Genomic DNA, 24,942 nt, shown 5'->3' on the forward strand with positions numbered 1-24,942 from the left:
TTATTTGAACTTAACTTCAGTTTGTATTTTTGCCCAAACTAACATAATCCATGTACAAACTCCTTTTACGTCCTATTCTTTTTTTAATTGACCCGGAAAAAGTACATTATCTTATATTTTCGACAGTAAAGTTTCTTTCCAAAATAGGTTTTTCGGGACTTTTTAGGGCGATTTATGCTATAGATGATAAAAGATTGGAACGAGAAGTTTTTGGATTAAAATTTAGGAACCCTGTAGGTCTTGCCGCTGGGTTTGATAAAAATGCACTGTTGTACAATGAATTATCTGACTTTGGTTTTGGTTTTATTGAGATAGGAACACTGACTCCCAAACCGCAGGATGGCAATCTAAAGAAGAGATTATTTAGGTTAAAAGCAGATAAGGCAATCATTAACCGCATGGGTTTTAATAATGAAGGTGTTTTGGCGGCTGTAGAACGCCTTAAAAAGGAGCATAAAGTGCTCATTGGAGGAAATATAGGGAAGAATAAAGTAACGCCTAACGAAGAGGCTACCAATGACTATTTAATTTGCTTTGATGCTCTTTTTGATTATGTAGATTATTTTGTAGTCAATGTAAGCTCTCCCAATACTCCTGGGTTAAGGGAATTGCAAGACAAGCAGCCTTTGACAGCATTATTGAATGAATTGAAAAAAGCCAATGCCAAGAAAGAAAGTCAAAAACCAATTCTATTAAAAATAGCACCAGACTTAACAGATGATCAATTATTGGATATTATAGATATAGTAAAAATCACAAAAATTGATGGTGTTATTGCTGCCAACACTACAATTTCTCGTAATGGTTTGAAATCTAGTCAAGATTTAACCGAAGAAGCGGGTGGACTAAGTGGAAAACCTTTGACACATAGAAGCACGGAAGTCATCAAGTTTCTATCTGAAAAAAGTAAGAAAGCATTTCCTATAATTGGAGTAGGAGGGATACACTCAGCTCAAGATGCTTTGGATAAATTAGAAGCAGGCGCAACTTTAGTACAACTTTGGACAGGTTTTATTTATGAAGGCCCCATTTTGGTAAAAAGAATAAACAAGGCTATTTTAAGAAATTCAGGTTTATAATGTACTTACGTGTTACCCCGAGCGGAGTCGAGGGGTCAATATAGTTCTCGACTCCGTTCGAACGGACAAAACATGGTTATTGTGCTTCGTTGCACTTGTAATGACATCGGTTAGATTAGTTAATGCGTCCAATAATCCACCACCAAAACATCGTCTAGAATTCCACTCAGTGTAGCTCCAAAAGCTTTATGGTCTGGATGTGGTAAATATATAGCACGGTCTTCTTCGGTGGCAAAAGTTAGAAAATAACAATGGGTAAAACCTTTGTTCAGCCCTTCTGGGCTATTGTTAAGTCCCCATTCTAGAGACTTAATTTCTGATATTTTAGATGGTAAGGCATAAAAAGCATCTTCAACAACTTTAATTTTTTCGAGGGCAGTCCCTTCTTTAAACTTAAATAGAACCACATGTCTTAGAACGCTATCGTTTTTAACGGTTGTATTTGATGTCGTATTTTCTTCTTTTTTCATATCAATGGAAGTAAAACTTAAAGATAAGAGAGATGCAAATAATAGGATGTGTATAGTAGTGGTTTTCATAAAATGATTTTTTGAGATTATTTTCTATAAATTAATTTTTTACTCTTTGTTTTTAAAGGATTTATCTGGAAATGGAGGGGCAGGGGGCACCTCCCTGGGGTCTTCAGATATAAGTTTTTTAAGAAGGTCAATAGCTGCTTTTAATTGGGCATCCTCTCCATTAAAGGTTTTATGGGGCGTGTTTTCCACCACAATGTCCGGTTCAAAACCATGTCCTTCAATAAGCCAATTTCCTTGATCGTCATAAACTCCGTTCATTGGAGCTCTGGCAATACCTCCATCGCTTAATCTGTTTACACCACTCAGCCATATTTCTCCGCCCCAAGTCCGTGTTCCTATGGTTGTTCCCAAATCAAGTTTTTTAAATCCATCTGCAAAGGCTTCCCCATCGGATGCCGTATTTTCATCTACCAATACAACAATATGACCTCTAAAGGCGTATTGCATGTTCCAATAGGGATTTCCAGACCTACCTTTCCAGTACATCCAAGCTTTTCTGAGCAATTTTTCAAGGATAAAACTTTCTATATTGCCCCCTCTGTTATGTCTTACATCCAGTATTAGACCTGGTCTGTCAAAAACGGGATAAAATTCTCTGTACCATTGGTTAAGGTCATTTCTTCCCATGGCTCTTAGATGTAAGTAACCCACTTTATGGTCAGTTTCTTTTTCAACCAATAGCCTTCTAGAATATTCCCAATCTCTATATCGGAGATTATATAGGTTGTCCGTGGGTATCACAACTACCTCTCTTTTAAGACCATTTCGGTCAATCCCCAATCTCACTTGTTTTTTTGCCTGGTTTCTTAAAAATTCCCCAATGTCCATTGCCGATAGTGTAGATTTACCATTGATACTTGTAATAACATCTCCAATTTTTATATCTAAATAAGGGTCATCTAGTGGCGATTTTTCATCGGGATAATCTGGATCGGCCTTGTAAATATATTCAATAGTGAATCCTCCTTTATTTTCATTCCTGCTAAATCTTGCACCTAAGCTGGGAACTGCAATGTTTTTTTCGTCCTTTCTAATATCTCCTCCGCGGACACTTGTATGAAGGGCGGACAGTTCCCCTACAAAACGACCTATAAGGTCGGATAGTTCCGTTCTGGTGGTTATACGGTCTACTAGAGGAAAGTACTTTTTATGCATGGCCTCCCAATTTACCCCATGCATTTTTTTATCATAAAAATAATCGCGTTCCATTCTCCATGCATCCGTAAATATTTGTTTCCAATCTTCCTGGGGAGTAATGGGGAAACGCCAACCTTTTAGGTCAATTTTACTGTCATTTAGATCATTTACTTTCCCAGTTCCTGCAGAAACCATATAGTAATTGCTTCCTTTTCTAACAAGAATTTTCTCCCCATTGCCAGTAAGTTCAAAATTTCTAACATTTTCCACCATAGTGGTTAACTCAACTTCCTCATTAGCAACTTTAGCAACTTTCAAATGTGTTTTTGCCCCCACACCGGTTTCACTGGTTAGCATGTAGAGCGCTTTTTTAGTGACGGCCAAATTTCTGTAGTTGCCCGGTTTTATGGGTACTTCTTCAATTCTTTCCAAAATGCCATCCTTGTCCACAAGGACCTTTACCGTTGAATCCTCTTCATCAGTATCTTTTTTGTCCTTAAACAATTCATCTTTTTTGCGAAAAGGGGAACGGGAACCCTTTTGCAGGGCCACATGATACACTTTTTCAGATGCATCAAAATAGGGCTCGGGCTGTCTTGCTCCCCATGGAGCACCCACTAATGTTGTAAAGCTACGATCGGACAAGAAATAAATGAATTTTCCATCTGGGCTCCATTGGGGGCTTAGGCTATTGGCTCTATCTGTGGTAATGGGAAATGTGTCATGGGTATCAATATTGTACAGATGAATTTGAGCCATGTAGTTATTGGCAGCCTGAACAAATGAAATCCATTTGCTATCTGGTGACCAGGAGAAGGAATAAATACCTTCTTGATTATTGGAAATCAATTTACTTTCACCGGTTGCCTTGTTTAAAATAAACATATTGTTTTCCAGATCTGCATAGGCAATCCATTTTCCATCTGGGGAAGGAGTGCCCCCATACCTCAAGACTTTGCCATTTTCCGTAATGGACCTATGGGTTCCCACCCCACTGGCGGGCATACTAATAAATTCGAATTCACCACTTTCATCGGATAAAGAAATTACTTCTTTTCCGTTGCTGGAAAAAACAGCATTCCGTAACCGTACATTCTTTTTATCTGTAAATTCAATGAAGCGACCTGTTTTTACTGGGGCAACAAAAACCCTACCTCTTGCTGTAATGACAATACGTTCCCCTTTTTTATCTGGATGAACAGATGTAATATATTTTGATGGGTTATCTTCCCATTTTTCCCTCAACTGATCTAAATCTGAAACCAGTTGGATTTTTACTTTACGTGTGGTATCGCTGGTAATGGAATAGTGCCAAATATCCGCGCCAAATTGATACACTATGTTTCCATTATGTACCGAAGCTGTTCTTACATCAAAACCCTCATGTTTAGTGTGCTGTTTTAAATCGTTTCCATTCTCATCTATGCTCCATATATTCATTATACCATCCCTATCCGAAATAAAGTAGACCCTACCATTATGCCACATGGGATGGTGACTTTCACCGGTATAGTCCGTGGTCAACTTTATGGCCTCATCATCACCGGTGGTATATTTCCAAATTTGGCGAGCCGTACCGCCCTTATATCTTTTGGTTACATTGCCATGGTAAGAAGGTCGAACAAAATAAACGGTATTTCCAGTCCCATTAAAAGAGGCCTCACTTGCTTGGCTCAATGGAATTCTCTCCTTCTTTTTGGTCTGCCTATCTATACTCACCAATTGTCGGTCTGGGAGGGTTGAAAAGGCTCTGGTATCATAGATAATTTTTCCATTTGGAGCCCAGCAATTTACCGTCGAAAAATCACTTTCGTATGTCCATCTAATGGGTAGCCCCCCATTGATTGGCATGGTGTAGACCTCGGTGGGCCCTTCATAGTTTGCAGAAAATGCAATTGACTTACCATCGGGTGAAATGGAAGGATAACGTTCATCCTCCAGATGTGTGGTAAGTCTTTGCGCCATTCCCCCAGTAAGAGGCACTTTCCAGAGATCACCTTCGGCGGAAAAAACAATTGTATTGTTTTGAACATTGGGATATTGATAATACCCTTCAAATCCTTGGGTATAGCTATAAAAATGGTTGATGATATAAAAAAGGAAGAATATTTTGAAAGAAGAAACCTGAAACTTTGTTTTTACAGTCATTGGTGGGTCTTTGTGGATTAGCTAAATCGTGGCACCTATTAATTTTCTTTCCAAGGTATAAAAAAATAGTGAAGGTTTTCCTTCACTATTTATAATAATATGGATTGTAATTAACCATTTAATTCTAAAACCGCTTTAAAACTGTACTCCAAATTCTTCTGGAAACTGTGGCGGAATCTGCCCTTTGTCCTCTCCAAGATTTTGCCTTAGGTCAATTTCTATTCCTCTAGAAATCGTAGATATGGGAACATCGTTAGAGGTTCCTTCAAATGGATTTTCTCCAGTTCTACCAATTCGTTCCATGGTATGGAAAATCCATGCTACTGCCAAATAAATTGGAACGGAAAGCCACACAAATAAATCCCCTAAAATTGGATTACTGGCAGAAATTTTATTTCCAATTTCTATGAATTGTGGAATCATTGCCATTGGTAGCAGCAGCAAAAGTAACCACATAAAATATTGGTTAAGGGTAGCATATTGTCTAGGATAAGGAAAATTCTTAATACGTTCACTTTGTCCTTGTAAGGTAAAGAGTTCTTTAATTATTCCCTCTAACTCCAAGAATGAAAACTCCCAGATAACCCCTTTTTCTTTCAAATTTCTAAGATGGTGAGATTGTAGATAGAGCACGGCCGTTTGGTGATTGCCTTTATCCATAACATAAGCCATATCTTCATTGGATAGATACGGTTTTAAGTCCTCATCCAAGCTGGAATTTGTTTCAGGAGGGGCAATGCCCCATTCCCTGTTGGTTTTATGGTCACTGGTAGTTTCCCATTTTTTTTGACTGCGCATAGCATGTCTTAAGGCCGTCATCCATGCTATATGCCTATAAGTAAGGATTTTTATTTCTTCCGTTAGAGCGCCAGAAGATACTTTTTCTTTTGCGTACTCTTCTGTGAGCATATCCTGTACAAATACACCAAAGGTGCGAGACGTATTAACAATGCCGCCCCAAATTTTTCTTGCTTCCCAAATTCTACCATAAACTGCATTGTTTTGAAAACCAATAACAAATGCAACAGCGGTTCCAATTAAAGCCAAAGGAGTCCATGGAATTATGAGCCAATCCATGTCCAGAAAGTAATAACCAGAAACCCAGGCAATAATTATTACAAGAAACAATAAGGTTTCATAGCGGGTCCATGCCGCCATGTCTATTATTCTATATACTTTACCTGTGTACATGTCTTTAGAATTAGTATGGGTTAAAAATCTTAGCTAATGCTATAAGGACTAAGTTAACAAAAAAGGCGAGCGTTTAGAATATTCTTCAAGTTTTTCCTAATGACCCTTAATAGGTTGGTAATTTCTATAGAGCCAGATTCTAACATAGCACTGCAAAGGTTCTTTTAATAGTACATTTGAATATAAAAGCTTTTATATAGACCATCTGCACGTTTATGAAGAAGAAAGAAAACGACATTAAAAGAATAAAAAAGCCATGGCCAACCAAAGACGCCATGGAACAGATTTATGAAAATAAACTTTGGGGCGGTGCCCAATCTAATTTTTATTCTGGTTCAGGGTCACATCTACCGGAAATAGTAAACCCATATATTGATGCTGTTACAACATTTTTAAAATCTTTTAAAGACCCTTTGGTGGTATGTGATTTAGGCTGTGGAGATTTTAATGTGGGTAAAGAATTGGTGGAACACACCAAGAAATATATTGCTGTGGATATAGTGACAGACCTTATAGCCTATAATAAACAAAAATTTAAAGCGGAAAATTTAGAGTTTCATTGCTTGGATATTGCCGTAGATGAATTACCAGCTGGTGATTGTGCCATATTAAGACAAGTACTGCAACATGTATCAAATGCAGAAGTACAAAATATAATAAACAAATTACCCGGTTTTAAATATGTAATTGTTACGGAGCATGTGCCAAAAGGAGACTTTATCCTCAATATGGATATCATATCAGGGCAAGGAATTAGATTGAAAAAGCAAAGTGGTATAAACCTATTGGCACCGCCATTTAATTTTAAAGTAAAAGAGCAACAACAAGTATTGTCTATTGGGCTAAGTGATAGCAAGGGAACAATAATAACTACATTATTTACACTTTTTTAAATGTATTGTAGATGTTATGCCTTTTCCTATTGTTTTGCACTATAGGGAAATGAATTATACAACTTGCTTTTGGTGCGTTGGCTGCGGTAGCAGTGCAACAAAAGTACGCCGCAGGCGTATTCGACATCATCGGTTCGGCTATGACTTCGTTGTGGAATCATCCGCAGGATTATTCCGGCGAAATCCAGCCGATTGATTTATAAATTAAGCTTTGTTTTAACTCTTTGCCACAATGAATTATAGCCATTGTTGTAGGCAGTTTTTTTTACATTTTCAAGATTTAAGTGTTGTTTTATAGGCAAAAAAATATCATTCAAATGCTTGCGCGACCTTAATTGATTTATGATGTCCGTTTTGTTGTTTATAGAATTTATCTTTGGAAGTAATAATTCGTTCACAAAGTGCTCCATATTATGAACACGTGAAGTCTTGTCCATTGACTTTGTCAAGTCAAATGTTTTGAAAATCAATTTGTTTTCTTTCCGTTTCAAAGAACCCAATCGATTCCAAATATGCATTGTCACTTCTTTATAGTCCAAGTCTTTGAAGTTATAGCCATAATTCAAATAATAACTATTACTAAAATTGGATTTTTGCAATTCAATGATTTTTTCCAATTCCACCGTTTCCGATGTCCATTTATTTCCTTTCTTTTTGAATCCATGAGGTTTCAAAATTTGGTCAAGTTCCGATTTGAATTCAGTATTTGTCATTTTTTAGACATTGCCTACAACAATTGAATATAGATCATATGATCTATATCTCTTTTATGTGTGGAACTAAGATAAGATTTATCATGCATTATAATATATTCTAACAGAAATTGTATTATTGGAGGGTAAATTAGAATGGTGAACTACGAGGTTTTGTATACTTTTTGCTTAGCGACTGCTGCTTTGGCTATTTCTCCCGGCCCAGATAATATCTATGTAATGATGCAAAGCATTGTTAATGGTAAAAAGTATGGTATGGCAACCTTGTCTGGGCTTGTTGCCGGTTGCTTAGTACATACTACTTTATTGGCATTGGGCGTTTCGGCCCTTATTAAAGAAAATGGTAAAGTATTTTTTGTTATTAAACTCTTGGGTGCACTCTATCTGTTCTATTTGGCTTATAAAGCTTTTAGGAGCAAGGTATCATTGGAATCATCTACCGCTATTCCCAAGAAAAGCTTGTTAGAACTTTTTAGACAAGGCTTTATAATGAATGTCCTTAACCCCAAGGTCACCATTTTCTTTTTGGCCTTTTTTCCAGGTTTTTTGTTCAGCGCCCAGATCAGTACTGTATGGCAATTTTATATTTTGGGAGGGCTCTTTATGTTTGTTTCCTTTTTGATTTTTAGCATCATTGCTTTGTTGGCAGGGTCAATTTCTACTTATTTTACAAAGTACCCAAAAGCAGGAGTGTTTTTAAAATGGTTACAGATTCTTGTTTTTGTGGGTATTGCCGTGTATATCTTATTATCAGATAAATAATGGTAATTTTGATTATAGCTTATCAACAAAAGCCACTTTGGAAAAGGTAAAAATCATAGAGTGTCCAAGAGATGCCATGCAAGGCATTAAAACCTTTATCCCAACGGATAGCAAGGTAAAGTATCTTCAATCTTTGTTGGGGTGCGGCTTTAATACATTGGACTTTGGCAGTTTTGTATCGCCCAAGGCCATTCCACAAATGGCAGATACGGCAGAGGTGCTATCTAAATTGGATCTGTCCAAAACCAAAAGCAAATTATTGTCCATTGTTGCCAATGTAAGAGGTGCGCAAGATGCATCACAGCATAATGAAATTGATTATTTGGGCTATCCATTTTCCATTTCCGAGAATTTTCAGATGCGGAACACGCACAAGACCATTGCGCAATCCGTGGAAACCTTACAAGAAATATTGAACATTGCCGATGCCCATAACAAAGAAGTGGTTACGTACATTTCTATGGGCTTTGGGAACCCTTATGGTGACCCATGGAATGTGGAAATAGTAGGGGAATGGACAGAGAAATTAGCCGCTATGGGTGCAAAGATTCTTTCTCTTTCAGATACCGTGGGAACATCTACACCAGAAGTGATTAATTATTTGTTCTCCAATTTAATTCCTAAATACTCCAATGTAGAGTTTGGGGCACATTTGCATACAACGCCTACAAAATGGCACGAAAAAGTGAATGCAGCCTATTTGGCCGGTTGTCGCAGGTTTGATGGTGCAATCCAAGGTTTTGGTGGCTGCCCAATGGCCAAGGATGAACTCACAGGGAATATGCCTACAGAAAAAATGCTTTCCTACTTTACTTCAATGAAAGTTGATTCGGGTGTTAATTGGATGGCTTTTGAGGCTGCCCATAACAAGGCAACCGAATTATTTTCTAACTATCATTAATCTTCATTTTTGTTTCCAAAGATTACTTTAATGTTAAATATCTAAATTTATTTAGATTTAATTTAAATAAAATTTGTGGTTTCCAATTGCTGAAATATATTTGCACACTATTTTAAACTAATCTAAATAAATAGTCCAAATGAGGAAGCTCATATCGCTTTTCACACTACTTTTTGTAACATTGTTATCTGCGCAAACTGTTACAGATTCAATAACCTTAGACCCGCAAAAACAATTAAATGCAGCGCAGCGTTTGTTGTCTGGTAATTATGCTTCGGCAGTAACGGTGGGAGCCTATGGGGAAATGTTATACAATCAACCAAACGGAGATAATGGAGAATTAGATATTCAACGATTGGTTTTATTGTTAGGATATAGATTTGATGACAGAACTCAGTTTGTTACGGAAATTGAGTTTGAGCACGTGCAAGAAGTATTTGTAGAGCAGGCTTTTGTAAATTACAATGCAGCAAATAATTTTAATATTAGAGGTGGTTTAATGTTGGTGCCCATGGGTATTGTAAATGAATATCACGAACCAACGACCTTTAATGGTACTGAAAGACCTGCAATAGATAATGTTATTGTACCAACAACTTGGAGAGAACTTGGGGTTGGTGTTAATGGTAGGTTTAATAACTTGTCTTTGGGGTATCAGGCTTATTTGTTTAATGGGTTTAAGTCTACGGAAGCTGATGGGGAAGGTGGTATCAATGGAATTCTAAAAGGTACTAATGGGTTGCGCAGTGGTCGCCAAAAAGGGATTCAATCTACCATAGATAGTCCAACTTTCTCTGGAAAATTAGATTATTACGGAATTTCTGGCTTGCGTTTAGGGGTGTCGGGTTATTTTGGACAAACTCAGGCAGCAGATGATGTTGAAGCTGTTGATGGTACAAACATTGGAATTTCCATGATTGGTTTAGATGCACGGTATGCATATCAAAAATTTACAGCTAGAGGCCAATTTATACATGCTTCTCTTTCTGATACAGAAGAATATAATACATTAACTGGAAGAGATTTGGGAAGTGCCATGCAAGGTTGGTATCTAGAAGGGGCCTATAATGTATTGCCGGCAGGAAACAGGCAAAAACTGTTTGCTTTTGCACGGTATGAAGCATATGACACCCATGCTAGTACAGCTGGAGCTTTGGAAGATAATATGTCTTATGACAGAACAGATGTGACTACTGGGTTAACATATCACCTAGCACCAGGTGTTGTAGTGAAAGGAGATTACCAGTTCAGGAGCAATGCTTTGGAGAATAGTGATGTAAAAGATAGATTAAATTTTGGGATAGGAGTATGGTTCTAATGACCAACATATGATTACATATAAAAAACCGTATATACTTGTTTTGTCTGCCCTTGCTTTTATGCTAGTGGGCTTTGGTTTGCCTAAAGCCATTCAGAAGAAAGTAGAAAAAGAGGTGCAAAAGGTTTTTGAGGTTGCCCGGTTTTCAATGAATTCAATTGAAGTTAATGATGAACTTAATACTGAATTGCCTACAAAAATCTCTGGTTCCAATTTGTTTGAGGTTTTTTTAGATGAAGAATTGCTTGGATATGTTTTTGTGGATAAAGCACCCAGTAAAACAGCGGAGTTTGATTATTTAGTTGTCTTTGATACCGATTTAAAAGTGATTCATTCTAAAGTACTGGTATATCGGGAAGAATATGGAGGAGAAATAGGAAGCAAAAGATGGTTACGCCAATTTATTGGTAAAACAGGAAAAGACAGGGTTAGTCATGAAACCAATATCGATGCCATTTCTGGCGCGACTATATCTGTACGTTCCATGACTAATTCTATAGATGATTTATTGCAGACAGTAGGTATACTTCAAGAAAAAAATATTTTGTGATGAACTATAACGGTCTGTTGTTAAGCTTTCCAAAAGAAATAAAACTATTCATAGGGGTATTTGTTTTAATTCTTTCCATTGGTTTTTATACAGGACTTTTATTTGTAAATGAAACCAGTTCCAATTCACCATCTGGAATAGAAGAAAACTATTTAGGGAATGAAGATGATGAGGAAGCTGAGGTAATGAAGTTTAAAAAAGGAGAGCGGGAAATGCTCACTATTGTTCATACCCATATTTTATCCATGTCCTTTATTTTCTTTTTGTTGGGAGGATTGGTATGGCTAACAAAAGCACCCAAGAAACTCAAACTTTTCCTTACTATTGAGCCATTTTTGTCCGTTATCCTCACATTTGGGGGTATTTACCTTATGTGGATAGGGATTTCATGGATGAAATATGTAGTGGTTTTTTCAGGAATTTTAATGACTGCCACTTTTACTGCTTCGGCATTATTGGTTCTTTTTCAGTTAATGAAAAAACAAGCTACCGTTAAGTTATAGATTACAATTCCAAGGTTGCTTTAAATGTAGTATATTTGCACGCAATTAATCTTTAATTGCCATGGAAGCTCACCTAGAAAAAATTGTTGGCGAAGGACTAACATATGATGATGTTCTTTTAGTACCCGCCTACTCAGAAGTTCTCCCAAGAGAAGTCAGTATTCAAACAAAATTTACACGTAACATAACTATCAATGTGCCTATTGTTTCTGCGGCTATGGATACTGTTACAGAATCCCGAATGGCAATTGCTATTGCTCAAGAAGGTGGTATAGGGGTGTTGCACAAAAACATGACTATTGAGCAACAGGCAATTAAAGTAAGAAAAGTAAAAAGGGCAGAAAGCGGAATGATTCTGGACCCTGTTACTTTACCCTTAAATTCCCATGTACGTGATGCTAAAGCCAGTATGAAAGAGCACAGTATTGGTGGAATCCCAATTGTTGATGCTGCAGGAAAGCTTTTGGGAATAGTAACCAACAGAGATTTACGTTTTGAGAAAAATAATGACAGACCAATTTCTGAGGTAATGACCTCGAAAAGCTTGGTCACCGCTGCAGAAGGAACCTCACTAACCGAAGCTGAAGATATTTTACAAGAAAAAAAGATTGAAAAACTTCCAGTAGTAGATAAAGATTATAAATTGGTTGGTCTTATCACTTTTAGGGATATTACAAAGTTAACTTTAAAACCTAGCGCAAGCAAAGACGAATATGGACGATTGCGTGTTGCTGCTGCAATTGGTGTTACTGGGGATGCCGTTGAAAGGGCTGCCGCTCTAGTAAACTCAGGGGTAGACGCAGTGGTAATTGATACTGCCCATGGCCATACACAAGGCGTAGTATCTGTTTTAAAGAAAGTTAAAAAGCAATTCCCGGATTTGGATGTTATTGTGGGAAATATTGCCACAGGGGCTGCTGCAAAGTATTTGGTAGAAGCTGGTGCAGATGCTGTAAAAGTGGGTATTGGACCAGGTTCTATTTGTACAACAAGAGTAGTTGCTGGTGTTGGTTTTCCTCAATTTTCAGCTGTTTTGGAAGTTGCTGCGGCTATCAAGGGTAGTGGTGTTCCGGTAATTGCTGATGGTGGTATTCGCTATACTGGTGATATTCCAAAAGCTATTGCTGCTGGTGCAGATTCTGTAATGCTTGGTTCACTTTTGGCAGGTACACAAGAATCGCCAGGGGAAACAATTATCTATGAGGGTAGAAAGTTTAAGTCTTATAGGGGAATGGGTTCTGTAGAAGCTATGAAAGAAGGTAGTAAAGACCGTTATTTCCAAGATGTGGAAGATGATATTAAAAAATTGGTACCAGAAGGCATTGTAGGTCGTGTTCCTTACAAAGGAGAACTGTATGAGAGTATACATCAGTTTGTTGGTGGTTTACGTGCGGGTATGGGGTATTGTGGAGCTAAAGACGTTGAGACTTTAAAAGATACGGGTAGGTTTGTTAAAATTACAGCCAGTGGTATTAACGAAAGCCATCCACATGATGTACATATCACTAAAGAGTCTCCAAATTATAGTCGATAGTCTAGATTATTTCCCTTGAGCATCATAAGTTTTCCAATCCTTTTCTTTGTAAATATTATCACCAAAGTATTTGGCAATTTTTAGGAATGGAACTGGTTTTTGGTAACCAGGTACAGGAGATAGCATGTCTAACTTTTCATCTAAAAAAATGACCGTGGGATAACTCATTCTTCCTTGCATAAGGGCAGCGGCAAACTCATGGTATCCACGCTTTCCAGAAGGCACAAAGTTAAAAGTTTTGCCTTTGTATTCTATAGGCTCTTTCCCTTCGCCATCCATCTTTACCATATAAAAATTTTCTTGCATATAGGCAGCTACTTTTGGGTTTTGAAAGGTGTCTTTATCCATTTTTTTGCACCATCCACACCAATCCGTATAGACATCAATAAAAATTTTCTTGGGATTTTTTTCAGTTTGTACCAAAGTCGAAGCTTCATCCCATGTAAGCCATTGCACTTCTTGTGCGCTTAAAGTGAGGGATAATAAACCAACAAAAAGGAATAGAATATAAGTTCTGTAAGATGGAGTAGTATTTTTCATGTCAATTGTTTTCAGGATTTTAGTCCAACAACTATACCAAAACTAACGAAAAAAGGGCGAATTTATTTTAAAAATCCACCCTTTTCAATTTTATGTGTCTATTTTATTTTGCAGTAACCTTTTCCTTTTCTGGAGCAAAAAGGTCTTTTACATCCACTTGGTTTTTAATAAGGTCATCAAAAGTTTCTCGCTCACGAATTAAAATGGCTTTTCCTTGGTGCCATAAAACTTCTGGCGGTCTAAATCTAGAGTTGTAATTGCTTGCCATGGTAAAGCAATAAGCACCTGCATTTTTAAAACAAAGAATATCACCTTCAGATATTTCGCTTATTCTTTTATTGCTTGCAAAAGTATCTGTCTCACAAATATATCCTACAACTGAGTAATAACGCTCGCGTCCTTCTGGATTTGAGATATTTTCAATTTGATGTTTTGCACCATAGAACATAGGTCTAATTAAATGGTTGAAACCAGAATCTATACTTGCAAAAACTGTTGAGGTAGTTTGTTTTACAACATTCACTTTTGCTAAGAAATGTCCAGCTTCACTTACCAAAAATTTTCCTGGTTCAAATGCTAGGGTAAGTTCGCGCCCGTATTCTTTACAGAATTCATTAAATCTACTTCCCAATTTTTTACCCAATTCCTCTACATTGGTTTCTATATCCCCATTTTTATAAGGTACTTTAAAACCGCTTCCAAAGTCAATAAACTTTAAATCTTTAAAGTTTTTAGCTGTTTCAAACAAGATTTCTGATGCGTACAAAAACACATCAATATCTAAAATATCACTTCCAGTATGCATGTGAATACCATTCACATTCATTTGAGTTAGTTCCACAATGCGCAAAAGATGTGGAATCTGATGAATACTGATACCGAATTTTGAATCTATATGACCAACAGAAATTTTACTGTTTCCACCCGCCATAACATGCGGGTTAATACGGATACATACAGGAACGTCTGGATGTTTGCTTCCAAACTGCTCTAAAACCGATAGGTTGTCAATATTGATGCGAACCCCAAGTGCCGAAGCCTCTTCAATTTCTTCCAAGGACACTCCATTAGGTGTAAATATGATATTCTCTGGTTTAAAACCTGCCAAAAGACCCAATTTTACCTCCTGTATGGAAACAGTATCCAAACCACTTCCCAAATTGTTCATTAAACGTAAAATGTTTATGTTGGAAAGGGCTTTGGCGGCATAATTAAGCTTTAACTTTTTTACACTGCTAAAAGCATTTGTTAGTCTATTGAACTGGGAAATTATTTTTTCTGAATCATAAACGTATACAGGATCTCCATAAGTTTTCGCGATTTTAAGTAAATCGGTAGTTTTCATAGCTTCGTCATTTTAAACAAATCTAGGCTACTTGGGGAATATGGGCAAAAAAAACTTCAACAAAATTAAAAATACAACAAATTGTTTAATATATAACAACTATATCGTTTTCTCACTTTTTAGCTAAGTTTTTCATTAGGGTAACTCATATGGGTTTCCTATTTTTGCTACAGAATCTAAAGACACTTTTTATATATGAACCTTCACGAATATCAAGGAAAAGAAATATTGGCAAGTTTTGGAGTGCGTATCCAAAGAGGAATAGTTGCTCATAATGCAAAAGAAGCTGTGGATGCTGCCAAGCAATTGACCCAAGAAACAGGAACAGGATGGCATGTGATCAAAGCTCAGGTTCATGCAGGTGGGCGTGGAAAAGGTGGTGGAGTAAAGTTGGCCAAAAATTTGCAGGAGGTAGAAGAATTGGCAGGAAGTATTATAGGGATGAATTTAATTACACCCCAAACTTCTGCTGAAGGTAAAAAAGTACACCAAGTTTTAGTTGCAGAAGATGTTTATTATCCTGGTGATAGTGAAACTTCTGAGTTTTATATGTCAGTGTTGTTGAATAGGGGCACGGGAAGAAACATGGTCATGTATTCTACTGAAGGAGGAATGGATATTGAAGAAGTAGCAGAAAAAACACCACATCTTATTTTTACTGAAGAAATTGACCCTGCAACAGGTCTTTTACCCTTCCAAGCAAGAAAAATTGCATTTAACTTAGGGTTGTCTGGTATGGCATTCAAAGAAATGACCAAGTTTGTTGCTTGTTTATATAAGGCTTATGTGGAAAGCGATTCTAGTATGTTTGAGATTAACCCAGTTCTTAAAACATCTGATGACAAAATAATGGCTGTGGATGCCAAAGTATCCATTGATGACAATGCACTTTATAGAAGAAAGGCTTATGCCGAAATGCGCGATTTACGTGAAGAGAATGAAATAGAAGTAGAGGCTAGAGCTGTAGGGCTTAACTACGTGGATTTAGATGGCAATGTTGGATGTATGGTAAATGGGGCAGGATTGGCCATGGCAACCATGGATTTAATCAAAATGGCAGGTGGAGAGCCGGCCAATTTCTTGGATGTAGGTGGTACAGCTGATGCCAAAAGGGTAGAGGAGGCTTTTAGAATTATTCTTAAAGACCCAGCAGTAAAAGCAATCCTTATCAATATTTTTGGAGGAATTGTTAGATGTGATCGAGTTGCTCAGGGTGTAGTAGATGCATACAAGAATATGGGGGATTCTATTAAGGTGCCAATTATAGTGCGTTTACAAGGAACTAATGCCGAGCTTGCAAAGGAAATTATAGACAATTCTGGTTTGGCAGTACAATCTGCTGTACAGTTCCAAGAAGCTGCTGATAAGGTTAAAGAAGTTCTAAGCTAGATTAGTTACATCATTATAAAATAGAATTAAGGTCAGTATTTTGTAAATACTGGCCTTTTTTATGTTTCATAATCGTTATCTATTTTAAACCTTTGTTAAACTTGTTTTTTTAGGATTTTTTTGTGATTCATTGCTATTAGTTTTGTTCTTGAAAGATGCGGATTATTGATTAAAGAAATGTTAAAATGCGTTTTTGTTGTAACATTAATATTTTTTAAGCGTCTTTTTAAATATATCATCAATTAGTATCAATCATTAAACAAAAAACATCATGAGAAAAATTAGTTTAGTTTTAGTAGCTGCAATGCTACTTTCTGCAGGGAATTTATTTGCCAACGATTTTACAAAGGTTGAACCTTCTAAAAAATTATCTACCCAGATAGCCGAAATGTTGAACGACAATAAAATTGTTCTGGATGCGGATGATGAGCTGACAGCTCAGGTTCGTTTCACCATCAATAATGAAGGGGAAATAGTGGTTATGTCCGTTGACACAAACGATGACAGTTTGGAAGGCTTTGTTAAAGGTAGGTTAAACTACAAAAAAGTTGAGTTGGAAAATTATAAAGAAGGTAAAATCTATACCATTCCTGTACGAATCAAAGCATAAGAACAAAATTTTATTAAGAAATCCTGATTCAAAAATGAGTCAGGATTTTTTTTTGTTCTTATATTTTACATATGAAACATCGGGTGTATTGCTCTTTTTAGGGGGATACTTTTTTTTTGGTGTTTCTCTTGGTTGTTTTTTTTGATACAAAACTTCTTTAGGAATTTTAGGATTTTCCTTAGTGCCTCTTAAATGGATGACCAATCCGTTAAGAAAATTACGTAATATTTGATCCCCACAGGCTACATATTTTGGATGGTCCTCATTTCTAAAAAAAGCACCTAATTCACTTTTAGAAACCTTAAAATCAACGAGTTTTAATATTTCTACAATATCATCATCGCGTAGCATAAGGGCAACTCTAAGCTTCTTAAAAATATCATTATTGGTCATGGAAAATATTTTTGGCAAGTTACTACATTAAACCAATATTTTTTTGCCTTAGCCTTTAATACTAAATTTTAAGTTTTTTAGTTATAATAATACCCCTATTTCTTTAATGAACACCTAAACCCATGAGTACTCATAAAGAGAAGCTTAGTATTTTATCGGAAATGATTGCCTTTGCCAAAGTGGATAAGGTGATTGAGGACTCTGAGTATAATTTTCTTTTAGGGGTAGCTACAAGCTTGGGAATTCCTAAAGATGAGTTTGACACCCTATTTAAAAGAAAAATTGAAAAAATTGTTCCTAAAACTCAGGCTGAACGGATACTTCAATTTCATAGACTGGTATTGTTGATGAATGTGGACAATGTTCAAAATATGACTGAGACCAACAAACTTCATACAATTGGGCTTAAATTGGGATTGCCTCCCTCGGCAATAGATCAGATATTGATTGTTATGCACAATTATCCGGACAAAGTGGTTCCACCAAACGTTTTAATAGACATTTTTAAAACCTACTACAACTAGTTTTTATTAATAGATGACAAAAAGTCATTATTTATTTATCAAAACAAGTCATTTTGACACTATTTTTTGATTGGTACACCCTTTGACTATATCAAAGCGTAACAAAGTTTAATTAAAAAATATAGTCATGAGTTTAATAAAAAGAAACAATGTAATGTTGCCTTCATTTGTAAATGATTTTTTTACTCCAGATTGGTTTGGAGGTTTAGAGAAACCATTATCCTTTCTGCCAGCTGTTAATATTAAAGAGAACGAGACCAATTATGAATTGGAATTGGCCGTACCTGGAAGAAAAAAAGAAGACTTTATAATTGAGGTTGATAACGATGTATTGACAATCTCTTCTGAAATAAAATCTGAAGAAGAAACAACAGAAAACAATTTTACTAGAAAAGAGTTTTCATACACATCTTTTAAAAGAGCGTTCACATTACCAGAAAGTGTAACGTCTAATAAAATAGAAGCCACTTATGTAAATGGGGTATTGACACTTACAATTCCCAAAAAGGAAGATGCATTACCAAAACCAAAAAGGTTGATTGAGATTGCTTAAAAAATTATGAGCCCGTCCTTGGGCTTTCATAATGGTTGGTTAGTTTAGTTGGTTAGTTAGAAAAGTGCTTTGAGAAATCAGGGCACTTTTCTTTTTATTCTTGTTTTTGAAGAAGTTTTATTTCATCTCTCAATTTAGCGGCTTCCATAAAGTTTAATTCCTTAGCTGCTTTTTCCATTTCTTTTCTTTTTCCCCGTATCATTTTTTCTCGTTGATCTTGGGTGAGGTATTCTAAATCTGGTTCTGCGGCTCTTAATTCCTCTTTTTCAAAATGATAGGCGGAGACTGAATTTTTTGTCAATGTGCTGTCCAAACTTTTGTTCAATGCTTTTGGAGTAATGTTATGTTCTAAGTTATATGTTATTTGCCTTTCTCTTCTGTAATTTGTTTCATCAATGGTTATTTGCATGCTTTTGGTAATTTTATCGGCATACATAATGGCTTTACCGTTCAGGTTTCTTGCCGCTCTTCCTACGGTTTGGGTAAGGGAACGGGCGCTTCGTAAAAACCCTTCTTTGTCCGCATCTAAAATTGCAACAAGGGAAACTTCAGGAAGGTCCAATCCTTCGCGTAATAAGTTAACACCAATCAAAACATCAAAAATCCCTTTTCTTAAATCTTGCATTATTTCTACCCGTTCCAATGTGTCCACATCACTGTGAATGTAACGGCATCTAACACTAATTCGGGTTAAATATTTGGCCAATTCCTCGGCCATTCTCTTTGTAAGTGTAGTGACCAAAGTACGTTCATCTTTTTCTACCCGTTGCTGAATTTCTTCAATTAAATCATCAATTTGGTTTAGACTGGGTCGTATTTCAATAATTGGGTCCAACAAACCAGTTGGGCGAATCACCTGCTCAACATATACTCCTTGACTTAACTGCAACTCGTAATCTGCTGGAGTAGCACTTACAAAAAGTACTTGGTTTTGTATCACTTCAAATTCTTCAAATTTTAATGGGCGATTGTCCATTGCTGCGGGCAATCTAAAACCAAACTCAACTAAATTCTCTTTTCTGGAACGGTCACCACCGTACATGGCATGTACTTGTGGAACGGTTACATGGCTTTCATCGATCACCATTAGATAATCATTTGGGAAGTAGTCCAAGAGACAAAAAGGCCTTGTTCCTGGTTCACGACCATCTAAATATCTAGAGTAATTTTCTATACCTGAGCAGTAGCCCAGTTCTCTAATCATTTCTAAATCAAAATTGGTGCGTTCTTCTAACCGTTTTGCCTCAAGATGTTTGCCAATTTCTTTAAAGTAGTTTACTTGAAGCATCAAATCCTCTTGAATTTTATGAATGGCATTTTGAAGCACATCTGGTGAGGTCACAAACATATTGGCTGGATAGATGTTTAGATTTTCATAGACTTCTAGGACTTTGTTGTTAAACGGGTCAAAAGCCTCTATTTCTTCAATTTCATCCCCAAAAAAGTGAATTCTAAAGGCATGGTCTGCGTAGCTTGGAAAAACATCCACAACATCACCCTTTACCCTAAAATTCCCATTTCTAAAATCCATGGTAGTTCTAGAATAAAGACTTTGCACTAATTGATGTAAAAATTTGGTTCTAGAAATTATTTGGTCTTTTTTAATGGAAATAACATTTTTCTGAAATTCCACAGGGTTGCCAATACCATACAAACAAGATACTGATGCCACTACCAAAACATCCCTTCGACCTGAAAGAAGAGAGGAAGTAGCGCTTAAACGTAGTTTTTCAATATCCTCATTAATTGATAAATCCTTTTCTATATAGGTGCCAGAAGTTGGAATATATGCTTCTGGTTGATAATAATCATAGTAGGAAACAAAATACTCCACAGCGTTTTCTGGAAAAAACTGCTTAAATTCTGAATATAGTTGAGCCGCTAAAGTTTTGTTGTGGGCCAATATTAATGTTGGCTTTTGAACATTTTCTATAACATTGGCAACGGTAAATGTTTTACCAGAACCAGTAACACCCAGAAGGGTTTGGTATTTTTCTGAAGTATCTATACCTTCTGTCAATTGCTTGATAGCTTCCGGTTGATCACCAGTTGGACTAAAGTCTGAAACAATCTTAAACTTCATGCCCTAAATTTACAAAAGGCATTGGGTTTGGTATGGGAGAAAATAAATTTCTTACCGTTTTAAGACAAAATAGCCATTGATTTTTTGGTTTTTTAATGAAACTGCCCTGAACCAATAGCTTGATGGTGGTAATGGTCTGCCATTAAAGTTTCCATCCCATCCTTGTGATTCTGGGTCTATTTGCGCCAAAAAGTTTCCATATCTATCAAAAATATGTATCACATTTACATTTACTTCCCCTTTCTCATCGGGTTCTATAAACTGCCAAAAATCATTGATACCATCACCATTTGGGGTAAAGAATTTTGGAAAGTCCTCTGTGGTTAAATCACGTTCTACTTTTTTTTCATCCATTCCACATCCATTTTTATCCCTCACGTATACAGTATGTTCTTTTAAAACTTGGTTCTCAAAAACGGAACTTTCTTGATAAGGACCATTGGGGTTTAAGGAATATTCATAATCGCCATTACCTCTTACTCTTACCACTATTCTCATTAGTCTAGATTCTGCACTAACCTTTACTTCTTCAATGGTTGGCTTTTCTGATAAAACTACATTGAATGTCTTGGAATTGATGCAATCGATTTGATAAGTATTGTAAACTTCATACCGATACTGGCCAATTTGTGAAATAGAAACTTCATTTGCTTCTGAAAATAATGTTTCTGTACCATCATCATTAATTTTATACCATCTATGGCCATCTGCTATTCCATTACCAAAAATGGTTGTAGGTAAATTGTCTTCACAAATACTAACTTTTTCGGATAGATTTATTGGCGGCTGAAAACAGCTGGCCGCCACTGCTCCAGTAGTAAAACTTTCCTCGGTACATGGTCCAGTATTACCATTTTCATTATAAGGAACAATACGTACAAATATTTCAGTATCTAAAGGTAAGTTGGATGGGGGGCTATAGGACAAAACGTTACCAAGATCATGGTCATCCAAAATATCTATACCATTTGGGATTGTTCCAATAGATACTCTATAGCCGGTAGCCGTTGGGGCATAGTTCCATTGAATTTTTGTGCCAACATCAACCACAGTTTGGTTGTTTAAAGGTTCAAAAAGAGTGGTGCAGGAAGGGGGTGTTATTACATCTTCCGTAGAAAAACTTTGGGATGCACAAACAATAGGAGGTTGGTTGGGGATAAACAAAATGAAACTAACATAAATTAGTGTGTCATCCGGAAGCCCTACTTCTGGTGTATAAGAAGTAATAGGCCCAGAAGTTCTTCGGTTAAGTATGTCAATACCATCTGGAGTAGTTCCCAGCGAAATTGCTAGCCCAGAAATACCATTTATAGTTGGCCAAGAGAGTGTTGCATCAACAGGAATACCTGTTGAACCATTTGGCGGGTAAATCAATGAAGGGCATGTTTGTCCATAGGATATTAATCCTATAAAAAACAGCAAAATATATAGTGTTCTTTTTCGCATTTGAAAAAAAATCAAACATGGTAAGATACTACAAATCTTACTTTTAGTATAAAAGATTGGACGAATAGCAAAAAGAGCATGCTAATATATTTTTCTGCTTCTTATTTGCAACAAACCTATTGCCAAATAGAGGTTTCGACCCATTCAATAGCTTCTTGTAAATAAATCAAATATTCACAAGGAACAAAATGTGTTAATCCTACCGCCATTACAAATTCTATTTCACTTCCAGCGTCTACTGATTTTTCTACTTGTGTTTCTGTATTGGTAAAGGGAAATATGGTATCACTTTCCCCGTGTATCACATACAGCGGAATATCTGTTTTTTTGACTAATCCTTCATTTGTATATTTTAAACTATAAAAACTTGCCATAGGAATACCTGCTGAAAATACTTCGGGATGAGTATCTGAAAAAAACCAACTCCCTGTTCCACCATCACTATAACCAAGAATCACCACTTTTTTAGGGTCAATACTTAAATTTTTTATTGCAAAATTCACAAGATTGATTACTTGGGATACATTGGAAGAATCGTCCCATAACAAGCCTTGGGAGTTAGGTCTTAATATGTACGCATTTTTATTTACCAATGCATTATCAATAAGGCAATTTTCTTGTGTATGAGCGTTTTGGTTCGGAGTGAGAACTCCACCATGTAGAAACACAAAAAGAGGGGCCAATTCGTTGTTTGCTATTTCTGGAACAACTAATCTGAATTCCCATTTTTTGTTGTGCAGTACATTTAATTTGAAGTCATTAATACCTGTTTTAAAAGGAAGTTCTGAAAATGCCTCTTCAACATCTTGAATATCCAATGTGGGAGTTTCTAATATTTGATTCTTTTCTTCTCCTAAAAAATTATCACTACATGCCATGCAACATATAATCAATACAGAAGATAATAGAATATATTTTTTAAGTCTCATGGCGTAACATATTAAAAATCAGAATTTAACAAAATTGTTGATATGCTATCAAATGTAGGAAATTATAGAATGATCTACGGGTTATTCAAAGTTCAAGCTTGTTCAAAATGAAACAATTGCAGTTATCTTTTTAAAGCAATAGAACCTTGCAACCGTTTACCATCTTCTAGAATAACTTTAAACCAATAGCTACCTGGAGGTAGGGCTCTACCTTTATAGAAGCCATCCCAGCCTTGTGATTCGGGGTCTATTTGTGCTAAAAATTTACCATATCTGTCAAAAATATAAATTAGATTTAAGCTAATTTCATCGGCAAGCGTCGGTGGAATATATTGCCAAAAATCATTGATACCATCCCCGTTTGGGGTAAAGAACTTTGGGAAACCTTCAACTGTTAGATCCTGTTCTACGCTTTGCTCAGTAATACCACAGCCATTTTTATCTCTTACGTAAACTGTATATGAGCCTACGGGCACATCACTAAAAATATTGCTATCTTGATAAGGACCATCAATATTGTTTAAAGTATATTCATAATCTCCAACTCCAGTTACTTGTACGGATATATTTAAATTGCTGGACGGCCCTGTTATATTTACAGAAGTTATGGTTGCTATTTCTGAGGAAACAACAGAAAACTCTTTATAAGAAGGACATTCTATTGTATTTGTGGATTGAGAAACATTATTGTACGCCTCGTATTTATATAATCCAATTTCCGAAAGAGATACATCTCTGGCATCAGAAATAAGTGTTTCATTTCCAAAATCATCTAATTTATACCATCTGTATCCATCAGCTATGTCGGGAGAAGAAACTAAAAAGGGAGCTTCACTTTGGCAAAAAGAAATAGTATCTGGAAAATTTATTTCTGGATTTAAGGTTGTTAGTTCACCTGTGGTTGCATCAAAATAGGGACCACACCCCAATAGGGTAGAAAAAGATTCTTGACCACACCCTATTGCTTCACCAGCAGCATTAAAAGGCCTAATAGTGATAAAAAACGTACGATTGGGCTCAAAATCTATTACAAAAGTGGAATTAGTAAAAAATGTTACATTATCTAGTACATCAGAAACAAAAGGGGATGAACCAATGGACACATAATATCCTGTCGCTTCGGGAATATTTGTCCATTCTAATAATGGAGTCAAAGGAACATTAATTGCTCCATTTAGAGGGGAAACCATGGAGGCACAACTTGGTAAGGTAGCAGCTGGGCTAGTGGTAAAACTTGAGGATGAACAATTGGTTATTCCAACGTTGTTATATGAAGATATTTCAACGTAAATTAAAGTATCAGGTGGTAAATCAATCGGTGGATTGTAAGAAAGGGTATTGCTTAAATCTGTATCCGGCAAAATATCCCCGCCACCAGGAGTTGTTCCTATATTGAGTATATAACCAGTTGCGTAATATGCATATTCCCATGTTATATTAGTTGCTGGATTAACATTTGTAGACCCGTTAAGTGGATTACTTAAATCGGTACAAAATGGAAGTTCATTTATGATTTCCGTTCTAAAACTTTGACTTGTACATGTAATGTTAGGTTGGTCAAAAAAGAACAAGGTAATGGTAACAAAAATTTCCGTGTTTTCTGGAAGCCCCAAAGGAGGGTCATAAAAATTTGCGCTACCTACAGATAATTCGTTTACAATATCTGTTCCTCCGGGTGTAGTCCCCAGAGAGATAATATAACCAGTAACACCGGTAACTGGTTCCCAAGAAATACTACTAAATACAGATACTTGTAAGGACCCATCTAATGGACTTATAAGTGATGGACAATCTTGTCCATATCCAATAGCTTGGATTAGAATTAGAAAAAGATATAGCAGCTTTTTTTTCATTTGAAAAAA

General features: G+C 36.2%; 23 protein-coding genes. 12 read left to right on the plus strand and 11 right to left on the minus strand.

From position 1 onward, the window contains the following. The first annotated feature begins 50 nt into the window (after positions 1-50). Positions 51-1,079 (plus strand): quinone-dependent dihydroorotate dehydrogenase, encoded by a 1,029-nt coding sequence (locus AC000W_RS10520; RefSeq protein ID WP_474748127.1) that lies wholly within the window; start codon positions 51-53, stop codon positions 1,077-1,079. A gap of 119 nt (positions 1,080-1,198) precedes the next feature. Here the strand turns inward: AC000W_RS10520 and AC000W_RS10525 are convergent, their stop codons facing one another. The 3 genes from AC000W_RS10525 to AC000W_RS10535 all read right to left on the minus strand — a co-directional run bounded on the left by AC000W_RS10525 (position 1,199) and on the right by AC000W_RS10535 (position 6,094). After that, complete coding sequence (locus AC000W_RS10525; protein WP_474748129.1) at positions 1,199-1,618, minus strand: Dabb family protein; 420 nt, start codon at positions 1,616-1,618, stop codon at positions 1,199-1,201. A 39-nt stretch (positions 1,619-1,657) separates the two neighbouring features. Continuing rightward, complete coding sequence (locus AC000W_RS10530; protein WP_474748131.1) at positions 1,658-4,903, minus strand: S41 family peptidase; 3,246 nt, start codon at positions 4,901-4,903, stop codon at positions 1,658-1,660. Positions 4,904-5,038: 135 nt separating this feature from the next. Next, on the minus strand, positions 5,039-6,094 hold the full coding sequence (locus AC000W_RS10535) for a bestrophin family protein (protein WP_474748133.1): 1,056 nt from the start codon (positions 6,092-6,094) through the stop codon (positions 5,039-5,041). A 215-nt stretch (positions 6,095-6,309) separates the two neighbouring features. Between AC000W_RS10535 and AC000W_RS10540 the strand changes: the two genes are divergently transcribed. Continuing rightward, positions 6,310-6,987 carry a class I SAM-dependent methyltransferase gene (locus AC000W_RS10540; protein WP_474748135.1) on the plus strand — a complete coding sequence of 226 codons (678 nt, stop codon included), beginning with the start codon at positions 6,310-6,312 and terminating at the stop codon, positions 6,985-6,987. 197 nt (positions 6,988-7,184) lie between these two features. On the opposite strand, the gene AC000W_RS10545 is transcribed toward AC000W_RS10540, so the two are convergent. Next, on the minus strand, positions 7,185-7,700 hold the full coding sequence (locus AC000W_RS10545) for a DUF4304 domain-containing protein (RefSeq protein WP_474748136.1): 516 nt from the start codon (positions 7,698-7,700) through the stop codon (positions 7,185-7,187). Between the two features lie 138 nt (positions 7,701-7,838). Here AC000W_RS10545 and AC000W_RS10550 point away from each other — a divergent pair, with 138 nt between their 5' ends. The 6 genes from AC000W_RS10550 to guaB all read left to right on the plus strand — a co-directional run bounded on the left by AC000W_RS10550 (position 7,839) and on the right by guaB (position 13,268). After that, positions 7,839-8,462 carry a LysE family translocator gene (locus AC000W_RS10550; RefSeq protein ID WP_474748138.1) on the plus strand — a complete coding sequence of 208 codons (624 nt, stop codon included), beginning with the start codon at positions 7,839-7,841 and terminating at the stop codon, positions 8,460-8,462. A 37-nt stretch (positions 8,463-8,499) separates the two neighbouring features. Beyond that, a complete protein-coding gene (locus tag AC000W_RS10555; RefSeq protein WP_474748140.1) occupies positions 8,500-9,363 on the plus strand; it encodes a hydroxymethylglutaryl-CoA lyase in 864 nt (287 codons plus the stop codon). Positions 9,364-9,502: 139 nt separating this feature from the next. After that, positions 9,503-10,681, plus strand: coding sequence for a hypothetical protein (locus AC000W_RS10560; protein WP_474748141.1), 1,179 nt, complete (start codon positions 9,503-9,505; stop codon positions 10,679-10,681). Between the two features lie 10 nt (positions 10,682-10,691). Beyond that, complete coding sequence (locus AC000W_RS10565; RefSeq protein WP_474748143.1) at positions 10,692-11,231, plus strand: FMN-binding protein; 540 nt, start codon at positions 10,692-10,694, stop codon at positions 11,229-11,231. Further along, on the plus strand, positions 11,231-11,734 hold the full coding sequence (locus AC000W_RS10570; RefSeq protein WP_474748144.1) for a hypothetical protein: 504 nt from the start codon (positions 11,231-11,233) through the stop codon (positions 11,732-11,734). The genes AC000W_RS10565 and AC000W_RS10570 overlap by 1 nt, the downstream gene beginning before the upstream one ends. Positions 11,735-11,795: 61 nt before the next feature. After that, on the plus strand, positions 11,796-13,268 hold the full coding sequence (guaB, locus tag AC000W_RS10575) for an IMP dehydrogenase (RefSeq protein WP_474748146.1): 1,473 nt from the start codon (positions 11,796-11,798) through the stop codon (positions 13,266-13,268). A 6-nt stretch (positions 13,269-13,274) separates the two neighbouring features. Here the strand turns inward: guaB and AC000W_RS10580 are convergent, their stop codons facing one another. Together AC000W_RS10580 and lysA are read right to left on the minus strand one after the other, a co-directional pair. Further along, positions 13,275-13,808, minus strand: coding sequence for a thioredoxin family protein (locus AC000W_RS10580; protein ID WP_474748148.1), 534 nt, complete (start codon positions 13,806-13,808; stop codon positions 13,275-13,277). 103 nt (positions 13,809-13,911) lie between these two features. After that, positions 13,912-15,153 carry a diaminopimelate decarboxylase gene (lysA, locus tag AC000W_RS10585; protein ID WP_474748149.1) on the minus strand — a complete coding sequence of 414 codons (1,242 nt, stop codon included), beginning with the start codon at positions 15,151-15,153 and terminating at the stop codon, positions 13,912-13,914. A 195-nt stretch (positions 15,154-15,348) separates the two neighbouring features. Here lysA and sucC point away from each other — a divergent pair, with 195 nt between their 5' ends. Together sucC and AC000W_RS10595 are read left to right on the plus strand one after the other, a co-directional pair. After that, positions 15,349-16,542, plus strand: a complete 1,194-nt coding sequence (sucC, locus tag AC000W_RS10590; RefSeq protein WP_474748151.1) for an ADP-forming succinate--CoA ligase subunit beta — start codon at positions 15,349-15,351, stop codon at positions 16,540-16,542. Between the two features lie 271 nt (positions 16,543-16,813). Then, the gene (locus tag AC000W_RS10595) at positions 16,814-17,152 is read left to right on the plus strand and encodes a hypothetical protein (protein ID WP_474748153.1); all 339 of its coding nucleotides are present in this window, start codon (positions 16,814-16,816) and stop codon (positions 17,150-17,152) included. Positions 17,153-17,191: 39 nt separating this feature from the next. On the opposite strand, the gene AC000W_RS10600 is transcribed toward AC000W_RS10595, so the two are convergent. After that, entirely contained in the window at positions 17,192-17,545 is a 354-nt protein-coding gene (locus tag AC000W_RS10600) for a DUF1456 family protein (protein ID WP_474748155.1), read from the minus strand. 122 nt (positions 17,546-17,667) lie between these two features. On the opposite strand from AC000W_RS10600, the gene AC000W_RS10605 reads away from it, so the two are divergent. Both AC000W_RS10605 and AC000W_RS10610 read left to right on the plus strand, forming a co-directional pair. Then, complete coding sequence (locus AC000W_RS10605; protein WP_474748156.1) at positions 17,668-18,069, plus strand: TerB family tellurite resistance protein; 402 nt, start codon at positions 17,668-17,670, stop codon at positions 18,067-18,069. Positions 18,070-18,196: 127 nt separating this feature from the next. Further along, the gene (locus AC000W_RS10610; RefSeq protein ID WP_474748158.1) at positions 18,197-18,622 is read left to right on the plus strand and encodes an Hsp20/alpha crystallin family protein; all 426 of its coding nucleotides are present in this window, start codon (positions 18,197-18,199) and stop codon (positions 18,620-18,622) included. 94 nt (positions 18,623-18,716) lie between these two features. Here AC000W_RS10610 and uvrB read toward each other — a convergent pair whose 3' ends face one another. From uvrB to AC000W_RS10630, 4 genes are all read right to left on the minus strand, one after another. Continuing rightward, positions 18,717-20,705, minus strand: coding sequence for an excinuclease ABC subunit UvrB (gene uvrB / locus AC000W_RS10615; protein WP_474748160.1), 1,989 nt, complete (start codon positions 20,703-20,705; stop codon positions 18,717-18,719). Positions 20,706-20,756: 51 nt separating this feature from the next. Further along, a complete protein-coding gene (locus AC000W_RS10620; protein WP_474748161.1) occupies positions 20,757-22,151 on the minus strand; it encodes a T9SS type B sorting domain-containing protein in 1,395 nt (464 codons plus the stop codon). Between the two features lie 116 nt (positions 22,152-22,267). Further along, positions 22,268-23,080 (minus strand): prolyl oligopeptidase family serine peptidase, encoded by an 813-nt coding sequence (locus tag AC000W_RS10625; RefSeq protein WP_474748163.1) that lies wholly within the window; start codon positions 23,078-23,080, stop codon positions 22,268-22,270. 122 nt (positions 23,081-23,202) lie between these two features. After that, positions 23,203-24,933, minus strand: a complete 1,731-nt coding sequence (locus AC000W_RS10630) for a T9SS type B sorting domain-containing protein (RefSeq protein WP_474748164.1) — start codon at positions 24,931-24,933, stop codon at positions 23,203-23,205. Positions 24,934-24,942: the final 9 nt, after the last annotated feature.

This window comes from Saonia sp. (assembly GCF_056326165.1).